Here is an 18,943-nt window from a genome sequence, read left to right on the forward strand (position 1 = left end):
CAACGTTCGTTTCGCCACTTTGAAAGGGCTGGAAGTTCGTAAACGTTCAATTTTAGGATTTATGAAAACTTGATACGAAACGGTAATTCCGGTAAACTACAGCTAGCTCAAAATGGCGGTTGGCAAATCGGTTTTTTATTCTTTGATTTTGTTTTTTTCGTATTTTTTTAATGGAGAGTCGGTTTTGTATAATACTTTTCCAGAAGGCACGACTTTACTTGAGCCTTCAAGATGGGTTTCTTGGTCGTCAAAAAAAATATGAGCTCCAAATGCTTTCAAAACTTTGTCTTTTGATAATCCACCCAAAAAATATGCTTCATCGACATAAACACCCCAATGACGAAGTGTCTTAATTACTCTCATATGACTTGGAGCATTTCTAGCTGTTACAATTGCAATTCTTAGTGGTGTTAATTCTATTGTTGTTGGTAAAAATTCTTGAATTTTAGATAATTTTCTTAACAATTCGGCAAATGGTCCATCACTTAACGGAATATCTTCATTTTCGGTTTCGTGTTGATGGAAAGCTTCAATACCTTTTTCTTTATAAATCTGTTCGGATTCTTCTGAGAAAACAACAGCATCGGCATCAAACGCAAATTTCACTCTGTCAATCTCGGGAAGATAATCTGTAGGCGGTGCGTAAATTAATGCTGTGGCGCAATTTGAAGTATCACTTATCTTCTGTACTTCAACTTCATCTTTTGATAAAAATAAATCAATATCAAAAGCATCAATAAATGGAGAAAGTGGTTCGCCTCCCGAAAATGCCCATCTAGTAATTGGAAGATTAAAGTGTTTCATTGATTTTAAAACTCGGACTCCTGTTTCTGGGCTATTTCTAGACATTACGACAACTTCAATAATTTGTTTAGAAGCAATTTCGTTTAACTTTAATAGACTTTTGATTAAAGGAAAAGCTGTTCCTTCTGATAATAATTCATTTTCGTGGTCTAATTGATATTTTCGAAATCCTTCTATATTTTCATTTTTGAAAATTTCATTTTCTACTTCTAAATTGAAAAGAGCTCTAGAAGAAACTCCAACTACTAATATTTTTGAAAAGTCTAATGCCATATTTTCTTGTAATTTCTAATGAGGTTTTTCGGTTTTTCCAAACTGTTTTCCAACGTCCCCGCGCTACACGCAGGCTGGGATTAAGAAAGCCTAAACTTTCGGCTAAAAAATAATTTTTCAAATACAAAACCATCATTAAATTTTGCCAAATGCCCAGCTTGCTTGTAGCGTGTGTTACCGGAGGCTTGTTTTGACGAAATCTCGTTTTAAACCGCAATTTTTTTAAGATTCCGTTTATCCAATTCCGTCCGCTCGACAAAGTTTAGTTTTCGGTTTTTGGTTCTATATTTTTTGGCTCAAAGTTTCAAGTTTTCACTTTCCGCTTTTCACGTTTCTTTTTTAAGTTTCAGTTGGCAAATTCCAACTTTTACGTTTCTGCTTTTCAGATTCCAATTTTCAAGCTTGCTTTGCCTGTTCGCTGTCGCTCGAGTCTGCTGGCAAGTTTCAACTTTCACGCTTCTGCTTTGTAAATTTTCTGATTGAAACCATCAGCGTGATTTCGGCACAAGTCTCCGGTAACTTGTATATAGGCGAAACAAACCTTCTTGTATACACCCTAATATGGGTAGATTTGCGAAGGTTTGTTTCGCGTTATAGATTTCCAAATATATTAAAATTTTCTTACAAATAATCAAAAGGATTTTTTAATAACTGGATGTTTTTTTGAATAGCAATCGGAATATTTTAGTCGTTGATACAACTTTTTGCGTGAGGGATAACAGTGGAAATCCTTTTATGAAGCGCAGCGGAGTAAAAGATTATAACGAATAGCCCGACCTTTTTAGGGCACGCCCAAAACCAGATACTAATTGCACTTGTCTTTTTGAACGATATAATTATCTCATTTTTCTCTTAAAAAGTTGGTATGTTTTGGTTGTTATTCTGATAGTTTTTGGGATACTTTTTTACTTTATGGGATGGAAAACATTTTTTTGATGTAGATTTCAAATTAACCTATCTTTGCCAGCCGAACAATCGGGTGAAATACGTTACTATGAAGTTTGATTTATTAAAAAAAGATCCGCAGTCGAAAGCCAGAGCGGGAAGTATTACTACTGATCACGGGGTGATTGAAACTCCAATTTTTATGCCTGTGGGTACCGTAGCTTCAGTAAAAGGAGTGCATCAACGGGAACTGAAAGAAGACATTAACCCGGATATTATCCTGGGAAATACCTACCACTTATACTTGCGACCACAAACGGAAATCCTGGAGAAAGCTGGTGGTTTGCATAAATTCATGAATTGGGACCGTAATATTTTGACGGATTCTGGTGGCTACCAAGTGTATTCACTCTCGGCCAACAGAAAAATTAAGGAAGAAGGAGTGAAGTTCAAATCGCATATTGACGGTTCGTACCACTTTTTTACACCAGAGAATGTGATGGAAATTCAACGTACCATTGGTGCCGATATTATTATGGCATTTGATGAGTGTACGCCGTATCCGTGTGATTACAACTACGCAAAACGCTCCATGAAAATGACCCACCGTTGGTTAGACCGTTGCATCAATCATTTAGACACGCAGCCTGTAAAATACGGTTACGATCAAGCTTTTTTTCCAATTGTTCAGGGAAGTTGTTATAAGGATTTGCGTCAGCAATCAGCGGAATATATTGCAAATTCAAATCAAGTAGGAAACGCCATTGGTGGACTTTCAGTAGGGGAACCTGCCGAAGAAATGTACGCGATGACTGAAGTGGTTTGCGAAATTTTACCGGAAGACAAACCGCGTTACCTAATGGGCGTGGGAACTCCAATAAATATTTTGGAAAATATTGCCCTTGGAATCGACATGTTTGACTGTGTTATGCCAACGCGTAACGCCAGAAACGGAATGTTGTTTACCGCAAATGGTACCATCAATATCAAAAATAAAAAGTGGGAAGCTGATTTCTCTCCAATTGACGAAATGGCAATCACTTACGTGGATACAGAATACACGAAAGCGTATTTGCGCCACCTTTTTGCTGCTAATGAATACCTAGGAAAACAAATTGCTACGATACACAATCTTGGTTTTTATATGTGGTTGGTTCGTGAAGCCAGAAAACATATCTTAGCGGGCGATTTCAGACCTTGGAAAGAAATGATGGTGAAAAATATGAGCCAGCGATTATAGAAATGTTTAAAGTTTTTTTAGTTTAAAGTTTAAAACTCCTTGTGTGAATTTGCAACTGTACTAAACCTTAAACTTTTAAACCTTAAACCTTAAACTTTTTTAAATGTTAACAATAATAGACAAATACATCCTAAAAAGATATTTAGCCACATTTGCGGTGATGCTGTTGTTGTTTATACCCATAGGAATCGTTGTGGACGTATCCGAGAAGATCAATAAAATGCTGGAAAATAAAGTTCCGTTTTTAGAGATTGCTCTTTATTACTACAACTTTACAGTTTATTTTGCCAATTCCCTTTTTCCGATATTTTTGTTTTTATCTGTAATTTGGTTCACGTCAAAACTGGCGAATGATACGGAGATTATTGCTATTTTAAGTTCGGGGATTTCATTTACACGATTTTTAAGACCCTACATTATTGGCGCTTCCATTGTTTCAGTTTTTGTATTGTTAATGGGTTTCTTTGTCGTTCCGGCGGCCAGTGAAGGTTTTAACAATTTCAGGTATACGTACTTGAAAGGAGGCGGAAAAGAAGCGATGCGTGGTGATAATACGGATGTGTATCGCCAGATCAATGACAATGAATTCATTTATGTAAACAGTTTCAATACGGAATCTAAAATTGCTTTTAATTTCTCCTTGGAGAAATTTAAAAACGAGAAATTAGTTCATAAAATAACGGCCAGCAGAATCAAATGGAATCCAAAGGACAGCACCTACACGATGTATGATTACACGAAAAGAACGGTAGGTGAACTGAATGATAAAATTGAAAATCTGCCGGAAAAAAATGCTGTTTTTACTTTTGATTTAGAGGATTTAACACCTGTAGTTTATATTGCGGAAACGTTGAGCTTAGGAAAATTGAATGCTTTCATCGAAAAAGAAAGAGAAAGAGGTTCCTCTAATATCAACGTGTATTTAGTGGTTTTGTATAAAAAATATAGCGTTCCGGTATCGGCATTTATTTTGACTATTATTGCCGTAGCCGTTTCTTCGATGAAACGAAGAGGCGGAATGGGAACGAATCTGGCCATTGGAATTGCACTGGCTTTTGCCTTTGTGTTTTTTGATAAAATCTTTGGCGTATTAGCCGAAAAATCGAGTATTCCGCCCATGTTAGCCGTTTGGTTGCCTAATATTGCTTTTGGAATTTTAGCCATTTATTTATTACGAAATGCAAAACGATAATTTAAAAAGTTATTTAAACCTCCATTTGATTGTTTTTATCTGGGGTTTTACCGCCATTTTAGGCGCTTTAATTACCATAACAGCAGATGCTTTGGTTTGGTATCGCATGTTTTTTGCAGCTGTTTTTTTAGCGCTGTTTTTGGTTTTTAAGAAAAAATCGTTTCGAATTCCCTTAAAATCGTTCCTCAAATTGATTTTCGTAGGGTTATTGATTGCGTTACATTGGATCTTTTTTTTCAAAGCGATTCATGTTTCTAATGTGTCGATAACACTGTCGGTTTTTTCATTGGGTGCTTTTTTCGCATCTATTTTGGAGCCGCTTTTTTATGGTCGAAAGGTTTTGTGGTACGAAGTCTTTTTTGGACTCATCATAATCGCTGGATTGGCACTGATTATGAAAGTCGAAATCAATTACCTTGACGGAATGTTATATGCTTTAGCATCCATTATATTAGGTGTTTTGTTCACACTGATGAACGGAAAACTGATTGCAGATCACGATCCTTCAGTAATCTCATTTTATGAATTTTTGGCGGGCGTTGCCTTCATTACTATTTACTTTTTATTTCAAGGGAAATTTACATTGGACTTTTTTGTATTGACTACAAATAATTGGATTTTAATCCTGATTTTAGCCTCGGTTTGTACCGCGTATGCTTTTACGGCATCGGTGAAAGTAATGCAAAAACTAACGCCGTACACGGTCATGTTGACTACTAATTTAGAGCCGGTTTACGGAATTGTATTAGCGTATTTCATCCTTGGCGGAAAAGAGAAAATGAGTTTTGAATTTTATATTGGCGCACTGATAATAGTAATCACAGTAATCCTAAATGGTGCAATTAAACACTATCAAAAGGGTAAAACAGAATAAGAACTTCCTGCTTTATTGAAGCAAACTTTTACATATAAATAGAATATTTACCTTTTCGAACGATTTAAAATTTTATATTTGCGGTTCGAAATAAAAACAAAAACGCAAAAATCCTATGGAATATTTAGATTTTGAGCTTCCAATAAAAGAACTAGAAGAACAGTTAGACAAATGTCTCGTTATTGGTCAGGAATCAGATGTTGATGTAACGAATACTTGCAAACAAATCAACAAGAAACTAGAAGAGACTAAAAGAAATATTTATAAAAACCTGACTGCTTGGCAACGCGTTCAACTTTCTAGACATCCAAGTCGTCCGTATACAATGGATCACGTTCGCGCTTTGTGCGGTGATACTTTTCTGGAACTTTTTGGAGACAGAGGTTTTAAAGATGATAAAGCCATGATTGGTGGTTTAGGAAAAATTGACGGACAATCGTTTATGATTGTGGGTCAACAAAAAGGATTCAATACTAAGACGCGTCAGTTCCGTAATTTCGGAATGGCCAATCCGGAAGGATATAGAAAAGCGTTGCGATTGATGAAAATGGCCGAGAAATTTGGCATTCCAGTTTTGACTTTGATTGATACTCCGGGCGCTTATCCAGGATTAGAAGCAGAGGAACGCGGACAAGGAGAAGCCATTGCCAGAAACATATTTGAAATGATTCGCTTAAAAGTGCCTATTATCACCGTTATTGTTGGTGAAGGAGCTTCTGGAGGAGCATTAGGAATAGGAGTGGGTGACAAAGTATATATGATGGAAAACACTTGGTATTCCGTTATTTCTCCAGAATCTTGTTCTTCTATTTTATGGAAAAGCTGGGAATACAAAGAACAGGCTGCTGAGGCTTTGAAATTGACTTCGGCTGACATGAAAAAGCAAAAATTAGTAGATGATATTATTCCAGAACCGTTAGGTGGAGCACACTACGACAGAGAAACTGCTTTCAAAACCGTAGAGCAATATATTATGAAGGGTTTTAATGAGTTGAAAGACTTATCAACAGAACAATTAATTGCCCAAAGGATGGATAAATACAGCAAAATGGGCGAATATAAAGAGTAAAATCTTACAATTTAATACTTAATCCGTCTCGCGCTAGAACCTAGAACGAGACGGGTTTTTTTTGGGTTATAAACAAAAAATAGTTAGTTATGAACAATTATTTATAACAACTCAACAACCATATTTTTTTAATTTTCGTTACTTTCGCTCTATGGAAAACTTCAGAAATATTAATCCTGTGAAGGTTGATAAAACTACTATTATAAGCCTTGAAAAAGGAAAATTGCAACCGCAGGTTCTCGATTTAGAGGAGGCTGTATTGGGTGCTATGATGATTGATAAAAAAGGGGTTGATGATGTAATTGACATTTTACAGCCCGATGCTTTTTATAAAGAAGCACACAAACATATTTTTGAGGCTATCGTTCAACTATTTACAGAAACACAGCCTATTGACTTATTAACCGTTTCTGCCCAACTGAAGAAAAATGCAAAACTGGATTTAGCCGGCGGTGATTTTTATTTAATTCAGCTTACGCAAAAGATATCGTCTTCGGCACACATTGAATTTCACTCCAGAATTATTCTTCAAAAATTTATTCAGCGCAGTTTGATTCGGATTTCGACTGAAATTATCGAAGATTCTTACGACGAAACAACGGATGTTTTTGACTTATTAGACAGAGCCGAATCTAAATTATACGAGGTTACACAAGGAAATATCAAACGAAGTTCCGAAACGGCGCAGAGTTTAGTATTGCAAGCCAAAAAACGTATTGAGGAAATCGCCGGTCAAGAGGGATTGAGTGGTGTAGCTACTGGTTTTGACAAGTTAGACAAGATTACTTCCGGTTGGCAACCAAGTGATTTAATTATTATAGCGGCAAGACCTGCAATGGGTAAGACCGCATTCGTATTATCAATGGCCAGAAATATGGCAATTGATTTCGGAATGCCAGTTGCCTTATTTTCTTTGGAGATGGCATCAGTTCAGTTGATCACCCGTTTGATTTCTTCGGAAACAGGTTTGTCCTCAGAGAAATTACGTACCGGAAAATTAGAAAAACACGAATGGGAACAGTTGAGTACTAAAGTGAAGAATTTAGAAAAAGCACCATTATTTATTGATGATACGCCTTCCCTATCGATTTTTGATTTACGTGCAAAAGCCAGACGTTTGGTGTCCCAACATGGAATCCGAATTATAATTGTCGATTATTTACAATTGATGACGGCAGGAGGAAACGGAAAAGGTGGAGGAAATAGAGAGCAGGAGATTTCTACGATTTCCCGAAACTTAAAAGCTTTAGCTAAGGAATTGAACGTTCCTGTAATTGCACTTTCGCAATTGTCGCGTGCGGTAGAAACGCGTGGATCCAGCAAAAGACCTTTATTATCTGATTTACGTGAATCGGGAGCGATTGAGCAAGATGCCGATATTGTATCTTTTTTATATCGTCCCGAATATTACAAAATTGACGAATGGGATGATGATGAAGCATCACCTACAGCTGGTCAGGCAGAAATAATGATTGCAAAACACCGTAACGGTAGTATTGAAAACGTTCGATTGAAGTTTATTGGACATTTAGGAAAATTTGACAATCTGGAAGATTACAGCGGCGGGTATGATGATTTACCATCGAGCATGAATCAGGATGACAATCCTTTTATTACTAAAAATCTACCCTCTGCTAATGATGCTTTTGGAAGCAATTTGAATGATCCTGATGATGACAGCGACGTTCCTTTTTAGGAATACATTACACTCAGTATCAATCTAATCAACTGAATTATTAACGACTCTATTCTAAAAAAATCAACTAATTTATCAAACACACAGAGAAAGCATACTTTTAGAATGACATTTTACTTTTAAAATCATTGTTGTTTTCTTAAACTTCTTCTTGATATAACAGCAGGATTTATAATCTGAATCCAAAAAAACTTATTCGCGGACAATGTAATTACTTACCTTTTGAACAAGAAAACAATTATCAAGCTATAGATAAAGATTAAAAAAAAAATCATAAAAAAACCAGTTCAATTGAACTGGTTTTTTTTATGAAAAAAATTTCTATTTAATTACACTTTACTAAATGTCTTTTGATTCTGGTAGGATCAGTAGTATTACCATCACAACTCGGAATCGCTTCAAAAGGGATTAATGCACCATTAGCATCAGTTATTTCCAATTTAGTAGATTTCCCATCACCATCATCATCAACATCTAAAAAATTAGGAATTCCATCGCCATCTGTATCATCCGGATTTACAACTCCTGTTGCTAAAATACGCATGTAGTCATCTCCGTTAATATCTTCTTGAAAATTTAGAATGCCATCGCCATCGGAATCTAGTCTGTTGATTTCATATAATTTAAAACTAAAAACCAGAGGTGCGTAGGCCGGAATAGAAGCACTTCCTGCATTATAATACCCTAATCCTGAAGGAATAAACATTACACCTGCTCCATAATCTTTATATGAAATTGTACCATCAGCATTAGAAGAGTAAGTTCCAGTTTTAAATTCTGGAAAAGTTTCTCCCCATCCTGTTATTGTACCAAGCAAACTAAAGAATTGTTGTGGGTTTTTTACCACTTCAAATTGTGTCGCGGAAAATGTTGTAACTTCAGATACCGTTTGGCGTGATAAATAATCTCCTTTATAAGCAGCCAAAACAGCATCTGCATTTGAAGGAGAAACTCCTGTTCCTTCTCTTAAAACTAAGTAGTATAATTTATAAGTAATATCGTGAAGACTCACTTCTTTACTTAAAAGCTTAGGAAAAGTTGCGCTATTTAAATATGAAAAAATAGACGGCTGCGTCCCTCCTGTTGGAATTTTAGAAATTTTAGTATCAACATCAGGTGAAACATCTTCTATATAATAGTTTTTTAAATATTCTTCAATATCAGTTAAATCAGTTGCATATTGCACTGCATAGTCTCTTGGTGGTGTAATTTCTGCTGCCGCATCATCCTTTGAACATGAAAATAAAGAGAGGGTTGTAATTGATAAAATAAAATAATACTTAAATTTGTTCATTATAGCTAATTTTTTAAGTGCGCAAGATACAATATTGATTGATTTTTGTAAACTATTTAACTCCGATTTTAGAAAATTTATGAGAATAGATAAATATTTGTGGTGCATGCGGTATTACAAAACCCGAAATATGGTTACTGAAGCCTGCAAAAAAAATCATGTAACAGTAAATGGCCTTGTAGCCAAGCCCTCAAAGGAAGTCTTCCCTACTGACAAAATTACGTTCCGGAAAGACCAAATTACCCAAATCATTACTGTTTTAGACATTCCTGAGAATCGTGTTGGGGCAAAACTCGTTGATATGTATCGAAAAAACGAAACTCCGGCTGAAGCTTATGCGCATTTGGAATTACTAAAATTATCCAAAGAACATTACCGCAAAAATGGTACTGGAAGACCAACCAAAAAAGACAGGAGGGATATTGACGAATTTGGAAATGAAATAATTACTGATGGAGATGAAGATTAAAAAAAATAGGATTTAGTCTTTTAATCAAAAACCATAATTATGTATAACATTAAACTATAAATTAAAATAATGAGCAAAAATATCATTTTAACAAATCAGGAAATCGAGCATCAAATAAAAAGGATTGCTTACCAGATCTACGAAACTTTTGTTGATGAAGAAGAAATTGTCATTGCTGGAATTGCAAGTAATGGTTTTACTTTTGCAAAAAAAATAGCGGCAGTACTAGAAACCATTTCTCCGCTAAAGGTTTCGCTTTGCGAAGTTCAAATTAACAAACAAAATCCCCAATTACCTATTCATACCTCTTTATCAAAAGAACAGTATACCAATAAAGGTTTGATTCTTGTTGATGACGTATTAAATTCAGGCACCACATTAATCTATGCCATAAGACATTTCATAGACGTTCCTTTGAAAAAATTCAAAACGGCTGTACTTGTAGATAGAAACCACAAGAAATATCCCGTAAAAGCCGATTTCAAGGGAATATCTCTTTCAACATCATTATTAGAGCATGTACAAGTAGTTTTTGATGAAGATGGAAACAGTTATGCTTATTTAAGCTAAGATGCTTACAATGTCCAGAACAACCTGATCAATCGTTTTATCATCAACACTCACTTTATACTGTGCCTGATTGTAATAAAAACTTCTTTCGAAGAGGTGCGTTGCAATAAACTCTTTCATCTCCTCATCACTTTTGTTAGCGATGAGGGGTCTTTTGCTTTTATTAGCAGACAACCTGCTAAATAAAGTTTCAATTGAAGCTTTAAGATAAATGGAAACAACATTATCTGCTTTTAGCAGCTCATGATTATTGGCATAACAAGGCGTTCCTCCGCCCAAACCTATAATTAATCGCTCCGGCGAATTCAATAATTCGATGAAAACTTCGTGCTCCAACTTTCTAAAATAAATTTCTCCATGCTTTTCAAAAATGGCATTTATGGATAAATTCACTTTTTCTTCTATCTTTATATCCAAATCCACAAAAGGGATTCCGATATTTTTTGACAACTTATTTGCAATAGTGGACTTCCCGCACCCCATATAGCCTAATAATATAATTTTTCTCATGAAATAAAACCTTATAAATTAAGGCATTAAGATTTATTGTTTAAAAAAGACAAATTTATAATAAAATTGCTTGGAAAACTCCAAAATAAGTCCTTATATTTGCACCCGCATTCAAGGAAAGAATATGACTCGATAGCTCAGTTGGTAGAGCACATCACTTTTAATGATGGGGTCCTGGGTTCGAGCCCCAGTCGGGTCACAATTTTAGTGATCAACACATAATTTTCTTGAAAGCATTGACTCGATAGCTCAGTTGGTAGAGCACATCACTTTTAATGATGGGGTCCTGGGTTCGAGCCCCAGTCGGGTCACAAAAGGTCGAGTAATTTATTACTTGACCTTTTCTTTTTTAAGGCCACGTGGAGAAACGGTAGACTTGCCAGCTTGAGGGGCTGGTGCTCGCAAGGGCGTGTGGGTTCAAATCCCACCGTGGTCACTTTTAAAACAAATAAAATCCTAATAACTTTTAAATAAGTGATTAGGATTTTTTGCTTTTATGATATGTATTATTCTGTATTTTTAATTTTTGTATTCCTTTTAAATATCCCTTTTCATTGAAAAATATTTTGTTTTAGCTTCACATTTGTTTACAAAACAAGACAGCACTTCAAATCTTTCTTAAAACGTCGTAAAAAAATCATCAAGAGTATTTAAAAAAAACATACTCATCAAAATTACAACTGCCACACCTCCTGTCATCAAGAAAAAAGTGCCAATGTATAAAAATGCTGTGTTATTTCTTTGTCCTAAAGATTTATAATTATGTTTTACTTGTGCTGTGCTTTTCATCTTCGATGCCGAATTAATTTGATAAATAGTTCAAAATCTATTATGTAGTAAAATTACAAGTATAAAAAAGCTTTTACAATACCCACTTTTAGTGATTTTTAATGCTGCTAATACAAACAATTACTGATAATCAATTTTTGAACAATAAAAAAGCGTCTTGACATAACATCAAGACGCTTTTCTATCAAATATAAGCATATTTATTTCATTAATTGCTGCAAGGGCTTCAACTGTTCTAAATCAATATTAGATTGCTGTAAAACGCTCATCATAGTCATAATATTAGTAGGATTCATGTCCTTGCCTAAAATTCGAACAACCGCGAAACCGTTATCTTTTTTATTCGCATAAAAAATGAATTCTTCAATGTGTTCATCCGGACCTACAAAGCTTACCGAAGCACCTTCTTTACCTGAACTAAATTTCATCAGTTGCTGATACTTTTTGTCCTTTAAAATCAAATCAACTTTAGCGCATTCTGTTTCAAACTCCGTTTTGTTGGTTTCATTCAATTTGAAAGCCAAAACATTCATCTTATCAAACGATTTCAAAGCATCACTTTGTTCTATTGATAATTTTGTTTTATCAACATTCAAAATACTGGGAGAAACATCAAGTACTACAAAATTTCTATTCTCTGAATTTTCCACAAAATACTTTTGCAAACTGGGCTCTGAGTTGCAACTGATCAGGAACAAACTAAACAGTAGCGTAATTCCATAAATTGTTTTCATCTTATTTTTTTCCTTTAGTTGCTTTCTTCAAGTCATCACCACCGGGAATTCTCATTTTATCGGTAAGAACTGAGATTTCATTCAAATCGAAGTTTCCAGTCAAAGACATTAGAACGGTGTCGTCATTTTTAGCACCTTCAATAAACATCAGTAACTCTCTAATTTGAGAATCTGTTGAACCTGATTTTACTAGAATTTTAATATTTCTGCCATTTTCATTCACACGCATCAACTCTTCTAAACCGGCTGATTTGATGTACTTATCTGCAACTACTTTCATTTCTCCTTCTACCCTAGTACTTTTGGTAGTAAAAACTTTTAGATTATCCAGTTTTTTTATTAGACTCAAGTATTGTTGTGTTTCTTTATCAGAAGCATCTACTTTTACTTTACTCATTAAGTCAAACATTTTTTTATTGACTATAATTGAGGTAACATCGTCTTGACCGTCAAATTTATCAAATGCCGCTTGCGCAAAAAATGGACTGGAAACGAATACAAATACTAATGTGAGCATTATTTTTTTACTCCAACTTAAATTATTGCTCTTTTTGTTGCTATTGATTGTTGATTTCATTTTTTTGTTTTTTACTGTTTATTTAAATTATTTTTTTGTTTTTTACTGTTTATTCAAAGCAATCAAGAACCTCCTGAGTTTTTTTTGGTCTCGATAAAAACTTTTTCTTTTGTAATTTGATATTCTTGAATATACAATACACTTTCTATGCCAACATTTACATTATCTGACAATAGAGACAATGCTTTTTGGGTTGCTCTGAAAGCCTTTTCAGGATCATCATATGTTCCTAAATCCTGACTTTTATTTGCAACATCCAAATTATAATAGGCATAGGTTCCAATTCCCAGCAAAACAACAACCGAAGCTGCAATTGATAACCACGCTACAGTACGTTTATTAGATTGTAGTGGAATCTCATGCTTAAACTGAGGCTCTTTTGCAAGAGAGAAATAACCAAATAATGGCTTGTATTGTTCCAAATGCTGCGCAACATTTAGTGAAGAAAAATAATTACGTAATTCATTTTCTTCTGCAATACTGGTTTCTCCCTGAAAGTATTTTTCTAATAAATTTTCTATTTTAACTGATTCCATAATTGTGTGTTTCTGTCATATAATCCCGTACCGTTTTCCTTGCTCTTGAGAGCGCCACCCGAATCGCACTTTCCTTCATATCTAGTATTTCAGCAATTTCTTCAAATTCATATTGTTCAATATCCCGCATCTGAATAATTAATCGTTGCTGAACTGGCAATTGATTCATTATTTTTCCGACCCAACTCAAACTATCAAGATCTTCCATTTTCTTCTCTAGTCCCGGCTCCTTGTCCTCGTAATTGGTATGGACAATTTTGAGATTACAAGTTCTTTTGGATTTTAGCTGATCCAAACAATAATTTTTTGTCATTGTCATCGCAAATGCCTCAATACTATTATAACCCGTCAAGTTTCCGTTTTTACTCCATAATTTTACCAAAACTTCCTGAGTAGCATCTTCAGCTTCCTCTGTACTCACAAGCAACCGCTTGGCCAGTCTAAAGACTTTGTCTTTAAAAGGAGTTATAAGAAGGACAAACTCATTTTGGTTCATAAAAATTGGTTTTTAAGCTGGTTATATAATCTAGACGATTCATTTTTATTTTTGTAACAAAAAACATAAAATAAAACTAAAGTTAGTATTTTTACGTTAATAAAGTATTAAAACAAATTTATGAGAACAGCATTCAAACTTACGCTTTTATTATTTATAGCTGCTTTAACTTTCCAAAGCTGTCAAGACAATGACGATATTCCGCCACCAGCCACTTTGGAAATCCAAGATTTTATTTGGAAAGGAATGAATTTATATTATTTATGGCAGGCTGACGTTCCTAATTTAAGTGATGATCGATTTGCAAACCAAACGGAATTAAATACTTTCCTGGCTAGCTATCCTGTTCCTGAAGATTTGTTTGATGCATTAAGAGTGAACAATACTATTGATCGATTCAGTTGGATTGTAGATGATTATTTAGAACTCGAAGGACAACTTCAGGGAACTACTAAAAACAATGGCGTAGAGTTTGGTTTAACTTACAAGCCAGGAAGTACCACCGAAATATTTGGTCGTGTTCGTTATATAATTGCAGGATCAGACGCTTCTAACAAAAACATTAAACGGGGTGATTTTTTCACTGCCGTAAACGGGATTCAGCTAACGATTAGTAATTACCGATCTTTACTGTTTGGCACCAATGAAACTTACACACTAAATCTTGCAGATTACAATGGAACAACAATTGTTGCAAATGGAAAATCTGTAGATTTAACAAAAACGGTTCTATCCGAAAATCCGATTTTGATTAATAAAGTAATCACTTCCGGCTCTCATAAAATAGGATATTTAATGTATAATGGTTTTTACGCTAATTACGACAATGAATTGAATGATGCTTTTGGCACATTAAAATCTCAAGGAGTTACGGACTTAGTTCTAGATTTAAGATACAACGGAGGCGGTTCTGTTCAAACCGCTACACGATTAGCAAGTATGATAACAGGTCAATTTACTGGACAGGTTTTTGCAAAACAACAATGGAATGCAAAAATTAATGCTTATTTTGAAGCTGATAATCCGGATGCCTTATTTAATTACTTCACGGATAAAATTGGAGATAAAGAAATAAACAGTTTGAAATTGACTAAAGTTTATATCTTGACTAGTGCAGGCACGGCATCAGCAAGCGAATTAGTAATCAATGGATTAGAACCACACATTCAAGTTATACAAATTGGCGATAAAACTGTCGGGAAAAATGTAGGTTCAGTAACTTTGTATGACTCCCCAAGTTTTGGTAGTGAGAACAGGAATCCAAAACACAGATATGCCATGCAGCCTATCGTGTTAAAAATTGTAAATTCAGTTGGATTTGGAGATTACTTCAATGGATTACAGCCTGATTATTTATTAAAAGAAACGTCGTTCATTGCCTTAGGTGTCCTTGGTGAAACTGATGAACCATTATTAAGCTCAGCCATTGGAAAAATAACCGGTACTGGCAGAATGTTGAGACAAGACCTTGGAAAGGATTTTGAATTTTTTAAGGATTCTAAATCAATGCGAAGATTTCAAAATGAAATGTATATTGAAAAAGCACCAGAAGGACTTTTGAAAGCATTGGAATAAAACCTAAAAAGCATTTCTAGCACTAATTCTAAGAAAAGCTATTCCTAATTTTTTACAAAAAAAGAGGCTATCCGATAAAGATAGCCTCTTTTTTTAAAATTTATTTTTACCTATTAATTATTGAAATAAAAGCCATTAGGAGTTACACCAACAGTGCTATTGTTTTTCAAAACTCCGTTTGTATCATAAATAACAACTTTACCATTCGAACTATAATCCGCTGCATCAGCCAAGTAAACTGAATTATTGTTTACAGCAAAACCATAGATACTAAAACTAGTCGTAAAAAGAGCTTTTGAAGGCAAAACAGTATCCGATGTATTCATCACAAATACATTTTTAGCTTGTGTGAAATACAATTTATTATTTTCTATATCCATTTGACCAGGATGCGAAGTCAAGGCGAAATCTAAAGTTGTACTAACCATATTTGTTGTAGGATTGATTTTTTGCAACTTCCCAGCAGTTTCATCACCAGTCCAAGAAGCTTTACCACTACTTAGAACATAGATAACACCTTGATTTTCTTCAATACTTGCTGGCTTATCTCCTACTGAAATAGTAGCTGTCACTTTAGAAGTCAAAACATCAACCACCGAAACCGTATTTCCTGAACCATATCCGCCTAAATGTGCTACATATAATTTATTATTGTAAACGATCAGCTTTTCTGGACCTTCAGCTACTGGAATTTTGCTTTCTATTGTATTTGAAGTCAAATTCACAACAGCAATATAATCGTCCGTTGCATCACTTCCATCTCCCCAGTTTGTAACATATCCTTTTCCATTTGCAAAAACAATATATCTTGGATTTTTCAAATCTTTATCAATAGTCGCAATACTTTTGAAAGAATATCTGTTTACAATTTGAATTGTATTAGAACCATTCATTACTATATAACCAAACTCTCCATTAGCATTAAAATCCTGCGCTGTATCGCCCAGTAACTTCCCTTGATTAATCGCGGAATAAAGTGAATTTTGTTGCGTCACAAAATCATTGGTGATAAAAGAAATTTCAGCATTGGCTTTCCCAAAACCTCCTTCATTGATTATAAAAAAACCATTGTCATAAGCTCCCAGTGATTTTTCCTCATTTGTATCATTCGTACAAGACCCTAAAAATAAAGTGGAAGCCAAGACTGCGATTGTAAAAATTTTAAATTTCATGTGTTAATATTTAATTGTTAGAGTTAAATTATAGTTGCTACCAGGCATTGGTCTTACCTCAACGGTTTGGTAGTTTTCATTAAATAAATTCAGTGCTTGAATTCCTATTTTATAATGGTCCAATTCCCCTATTTTGTAATAGACACTAAGATTTGAAACCTGATATTCTTTCAATCTGTAATAATTATCCGCAGAGGTAAAAACTGCACCATTGAATAAATATTGATAATTTAAGGACCAATTTTTATAGGAGTAATCTGCATTCATGGTCATTTTATGATACGGAACATAAATCAGTTGTTTCTGATTGCTTTGATCCACAGACGAAGTATAGCCGTATGCCAAACTGATATTAAAATTATGTCCCCTGAAATTTTTAAAATAGCTTCCTGTTGCCTCTACCCCTTTATTTACAACACTTGCTGTGTTAATAGGCGTCCATTGTCCTGTCTCATTAGGAATCCAACGAATCATTCCTTTGGTTTGAATATAAAAACCTGTTAATGAAAATTTCAAAGCATTGATTTTTAATTCCTGACCCAATTCCATTTGATGGGAAAGTTCCGGAATGAGTTCATGGTTGCCGCTTCCTTCCCAGTATAAATCATTGAAAGAAGGCAGTCTAAAATTTTTAGATGTGTTCAATTTAATGCTGTACATTTCAAGTGGCTGGTAAACTAACCCAAAAGAATATAAAAAGGGATTTCTATAATTTGTGGCAACTTCCTGTCTTACGCTTGCTTCATATTGCATAACGGGACTTAATGTATGTTTAACTAACAGGCTTGCAGCGCCTATACTTCTTTTGGCATTATTAATTGAGGTCCCAAAACCATTAATTTGCGTAAAATCAACAACTGAATTGACGGTGAAGTTTTTTGTTGGAGAATAATCTAAATCATATTTTATTATTTTAGTTTTGGCGCCACCTTCACTAAAAATATCTTTATCCTTATTCTCATAATACTTGTAATTTTCAGTAACATACGCTAATTTCAACTTAGAAGTGAAATCTTTATGTAAGCCAACCCACTCCAGCAAATTTCTTGTGTTCAAATCATAATATTTGCTCACAGAAATGGAAGCTAAAGTCCCGGAAAAATGCCGTAAACCGTCATATACCTGACTATAAAAATTAATTTTATGATTCAAATTGATTTTATAACCAAAACTTCCATTTAAACTGGTGTTGTAATAATCTCCATTTTGATTTTTTTGATTTGAATTGGGATAACTATAATCGTTATCCGAGCTATTTCTGGAGACACTAAACTGAGAAGCAACTTTCTCATCAGAGGCAATAAGCTGATAATAATATCCTTGCGTATTAAAACTTCCAAAATTCATTCGTAAAAGATTCTGAAATTGTTTTTTGAAATGGAGCTCATTGTTCAAATGAATGCTCCCACCTATAGCTGAACTACCATAAATTCCGCTACCACCACCAGTTCTTACAGAAACATTAGTATAACCCAAAGGGGTTATGGTATTAAAATCCGTTTGTCCCAGAAGCTGTGAATTTATGTTAATTCCATTCCAAATCACTGCTGTTTGTGCAGCAGTTGTACCTCTGAAGGAAACAGAAGAAGTCATTCCATTTCCATATTCTTTCAGATAAAGCAAGCTATTGTATCGCAATAAATTGGTCAATGAACTGTAATTCCTCTGAATCATAGAATCATTTAATACCTGAACCTGTAGTGTTTTTGAATATTTTTTTAAAGCGCCGTCAGTTACAATTACTTCGTTTAAAGAAATTGCAGGTTTATTTTGAGCCAAAACACATTGGCACACACTTAAAAAACAAAATAAAAGTATTTTTTTTGTAGTCATAATTTCTGAACTCTTTTTCCCGAGAGTTCGATATTTGTTACGTAAAAAGGCAGGTCTCCTGGCTTGCGTCTTGTTGTTAACCTTCCCATCCAACAAGCGGACAGTGGTTTTGTAGATAACAACAAGCTTATTAGCTTACAGTTGCGGGTACAGCCCAGGATTTTGATTTAGAAATTTTGACTTACGATTTATTTAAAAACCTGTAATCTAATTATCTACAATCAGTCACCTGATTCCCTTTTAATGCTGAATTGAAAACAAAAACAGCAACCTCAATACGGCGGCAAAGATAACGCTTTAATCAACTAAAAATCAATTTTTAATGTCAATTAAAATAAATTTGAAAACAAAATAC

Annotated in this window: 18 protein-coding genes, 3 tRNA genes and 1 riboswitch; of the genes, 11 read left to right on the plus strand and 10 right to left on the minus strand. The window is 34.4% G+C overall.

The genetic code is table 11. From position 1 onward, the window contains the following. Nucleotides 1-135: 135 nt before the first annotated feature. Nucleotides 136-1,077: a 5'-nucleotidase gene (locus BMX64_RS10090; RefSeq protein ID WP_091171340.1), complete on the minus strand. Its 942-nt coding sequence runs from the start codon at nucleotides 1,075-1,077 to the stop codon at nucleotides 136-138. Between the two features lie 994 nt (nucleotides 1,078-2,071). On the opposite strand from BMX64_RS10090, the gene tgt reads away from it, so the two are divergent. From tgt to dnaB, 5 genes are all read left to right on the plus strand, one after another. After that, the gene (tgt, locus tag BMX64_RS10095) at nucleotides 2,072-3,202 is read left to right on the plus strand and encodes a tRNA guanosine(34) transglycosylase Tgt (RefSeq protein WP_091171344.1); all 1,131 of its coding nucleotides are present in this window, start codon (nucleotides 2,072-2,074) and stop codon (nucleotides 3,200-3,202) included. Nucleotides 3,203-3,305: 103 nt separating this feature from the next. After that, nucleotides 3,306-4,394: an LptF/LptG family permease gene (locus tag BMX64_RS10100; RefSeq protein ID WP_091171348.1), complete on the plus strand. Its 1,089-nt coding sequence runs from the start codon at nucleotides 3,306-3,308 to the stop codon at nucleotides 4,392-4,394. Next, nucleotides 4,381-5,268: a DMT family transporter gene (locus BMX64_RS10105; RefSeq protein WP_091171352.1), complete on the plus strand. Its 888-nt coding sequence runs from the start codon at nucleotides 4,381-4,383 to the stop codon at nucleotides 5,266-5,268. The genes BMX64_RS10100 and BMX64_RS10105 overlap by 14 nt, the downstream gene beginning before the upstream one ends. Nucleotides 5,269-5,383: 115 nt before the next feature. Further along, on the plus strand, nucleotides 5,384-6,337 hold the full coding sequence (locus BMX64_RS10110; protein ID WP_091171356.1) for an acetyl-CoA carboxylase carboxyltransferase subunit alpha: 954 nt from the start codon (nucleotides 5,384-5,386) through the stop codon (nucleotides 6,335-6,337). A 151-nt stretch (nucleotides 6,338-6,488) separates the two neighbouring features. Beyond that, a complete protein-coding gene (gene dnaB / locus BMX64_RS10115) occupies nucleotides 6,489-8,033 on the plus strand; it encodes a replicative DNA helicase (RefSeq protein WP_091171360.1) in 1,545 nt (514 codons plus the stop codon). A 325-nt stretch (nucleotides 8,034-8,358) separates the two neighbouring features. Here the strand turns inward: dnaB and BMX64_RS10120 are convergent, their stop codons facing one another. Next, a complete protein-coding gene (locus BMX64_RS10120) occupies nucleotides 8,359-9,327 on the minus strand; it encodes a BamM family beta-barrel-assembly machinery protein (RefSeq protein WP_091171804.1) in 969 nt (322 codons plus the stop codon). A gap of 79 nt (nucleotides 9,328-9,406) precedes the next feature. On the opposite strand from BMX64_RS10120, the gene BMX64_RS10125 reads away from it, so the two are divergent. Together BMX64_RS10125 and BMX64_RS10130 are read left to right on the plus strand one after the other, a co-directional pair. After that, nucleotides 9,407-9,796: an RNA-binding S4 domain-containing protein gene (locus BMX64_RS10125; protein ID WP_091171364.1), complete on the plus strand. Its 390-nt coding sequence runs from the start codon at nucleotides 9,407-9,409 to the stop codon at nucleotides 9,794-9,796. Between the two features lie 69 nt (nucleotides 9,797-9,865). Further along, nucleotides 9,866-10,366: a phosphoribosyltransferase family protein gene (locus BMX64_RS10130; protein ID WP_091171368.1), complete on the plus strand. Its 501-nt coding sequence runs from the start codon at nucleotides 9,866-9,868 to the stop codon at nucleotides 10,364-10,366. On the opposite strand, the gene BMX64_RS10135 is transcribed toward BMX64_RS10130, so the two are convergent. Beyond that, the gene (locus tag BMX64_RS10135; protein WP_091171372.1) at nucleotides 10,358-10,876 is read right to left on the minus strand and encodes a shikimate kinase; all 519 of its coding nucleotides are present in this window, start codon (nucleotides 10,874-10,876) and stop codon (nucleotides 10,358-10,360) included. The two genes, BMX64_RS10130 and BMX64_RS10135, sit on opposite strands and share 9 nt — an antisense overlap. A gap of 126 nt (nucleotides 10,877-11,002) precedes the next feature. Here BMX64_RS10135 and BMX64_RS10140 point away from each other — a divergent pair. The 3 genes from BMX64_RS10140 to BMX64_RS10150 all read left to right on the plus strand — a co-directional run bounded on the left by BMX64_RS10140 (nucleotide 11,003) and on the right by BMX64_RS10150 (nucleotide 11,312). Then, nucleotides 11,003-11,075 (plus strand) — tRNA-Lys (locus tag BMX64_RS10140). 39 nt (nucleotides 11,076-11,114) lie between these two features. After that, nucleotides 11,115-11,187 (plus strand) — tRNA-Lys (locus BMX64_RS10145). Nucleotides 11,188-11,229: 42 nt separating this feature from the next. Continuing rightward, nucleotides 11,230-11,312, plus strand: a tRNA-Leu gene (locus tag BMX64_RS10150). A 182-nt stretch (nucleotides 11,313-11,494) separates the two neighbouring features. Here BMX64_RS10150 and BMX64_RS15720 read toward each other — a convergent pair. From BMX64_RS15720 to BMX64_RS10170, 5 genes are all read right to left on the minus strand, one after another. Continuing rightward, the gene (locus BMX64_RS15720) at nucleotides 11,495-11,665 is read right to left on the minus strand and encodes a hypothetical protein (RefSeq protein WP_167543053.1); all 171 of its coding nucleotides are present in this window, start codon (nucleotides 11,663-11,665) and stop codon (nucleotides 11,495-11,497) included. Nucleotides 11,666-11,865: 200 nt separating this feature from the next. Further along, nucleotides 11,866-12,399 carry a DUF4252 domain-containing protein gene (locus tag BMX64_RS10155; RefSeq protein ID WP_091171375.1) on the minus strand — a complete coding sequence of 178 codons (534 nt, stop codon included), beginning with the start codon at nucleotides 12,397-12,399 and terminating at the stop codon, nucleotides 11,866-11,868. 1 nt (nucleotide 12,400) lies between these two features. Further along, nucleotides 12,401-12,976: a DUF4252 domain-containing protein gene (locus BMX64_RS10160; protein WP_091171379.1), complete on the minus strand. Its 576-nt coding sequence runs from the start codon at nucleotides 12,974-12,976 to the stop codon at nucleotides 12,401-12,403. 62 nt (nucleotides 12,977-13,038) lie between these two features. Further along, nucleotides 13,039-13,512: a hypothetical protein gene (locus BMX64_RS10165; protein WP_091171383.1), complete on the minus strand. Its 474-nt coding sequence runs from the start codon at nucleotides 13,510-13,512 to the stop codon at nucleotides 13,039-13,041. Beyond that, complete coding sequence (locus BMX64_RS10170) at nucleotides 13,499-14,008, minus strand: RNA polymerase sigma factor (protein ID WP_091171386.1); 510 nt, start codon at nucleotides 14,006-14,008, stop codon at nucleotides 13,499-13,501. The genes BMX64_RS10165 and BMX64_RS10170 overlap by 14 nt, the downstream gene beginning before the upstream one ends. 120 nt (nucleotides 14,009-14,128) lie before the next feature. Here BMX64_RS10170 and BMX64_RS10175 point away from each other — a divergent pair, with 120 nt between their 5' ends. Next, nucleotides 14,129-15,583: a S41 family peptidase gene (locus BMX64_RS10175; protein ID WP_091171389.1), complete on the plus strand. Its 1,455-nt coding sequence runs from the start codon at nucleotides 14,129-14,131 to the stop codon at nucleotides 15,581-15,583. Nucleotides 15,584-15,696: 113 nt separating this feature from the next. Here the strand turns inward: BMX64_RS10175 and BMX64_RS10180 are convergent, their stop codons facing one another. Both BMX64_RS10180 and BMX64_RS10185 read right to left on the minus strand, forming a co-directional pair. Further along, the gene (locus BMX64_RS10180; RefSeq protein ID WP_091171392.1) at nucleotides 15,697-16,755 is read right to left on the minus strand and encodes a YncE family protein; all 1,059 of its coding nucleotides are present in this window, start codon (nucleotides 16,753-16,755) and stop codon (nucleotides 15,697-15,699) included. Nucleotides 16,756-16,758: 3 nt separating this feature from the next. After that, a complete protein-coding gene (locus BMX64_RS10185) occupies nucleotides 16,759-18,588 on the minus strand; it encodes a TonB-dependent receptor (RefSeq protein ID WP_091171806.1) in 1,830 nt (609 codons plus the stop codon). A 31-nt stretch (nucleotides 18,589-18,619) separates the two neighbouring features. After that, nucleotides 18,620-18,878, minus strand: a riboswitch (cobalamin riboswitch). Nucleotides 18,879-18,943 lie beyond the last annotated feature (65 nt).

The organism is Flavobacterium sinopsychrotolerans, from assembly GCF_900110375.1.
GTDB classification, from domain to species: domain Bacteria; phylum Bacteroidota; class Bacteroidia; order Flavobacteriales; family Flavobacteriaceae; genus Flavobacterium; species Flavobacterium sinopsychrotolerans.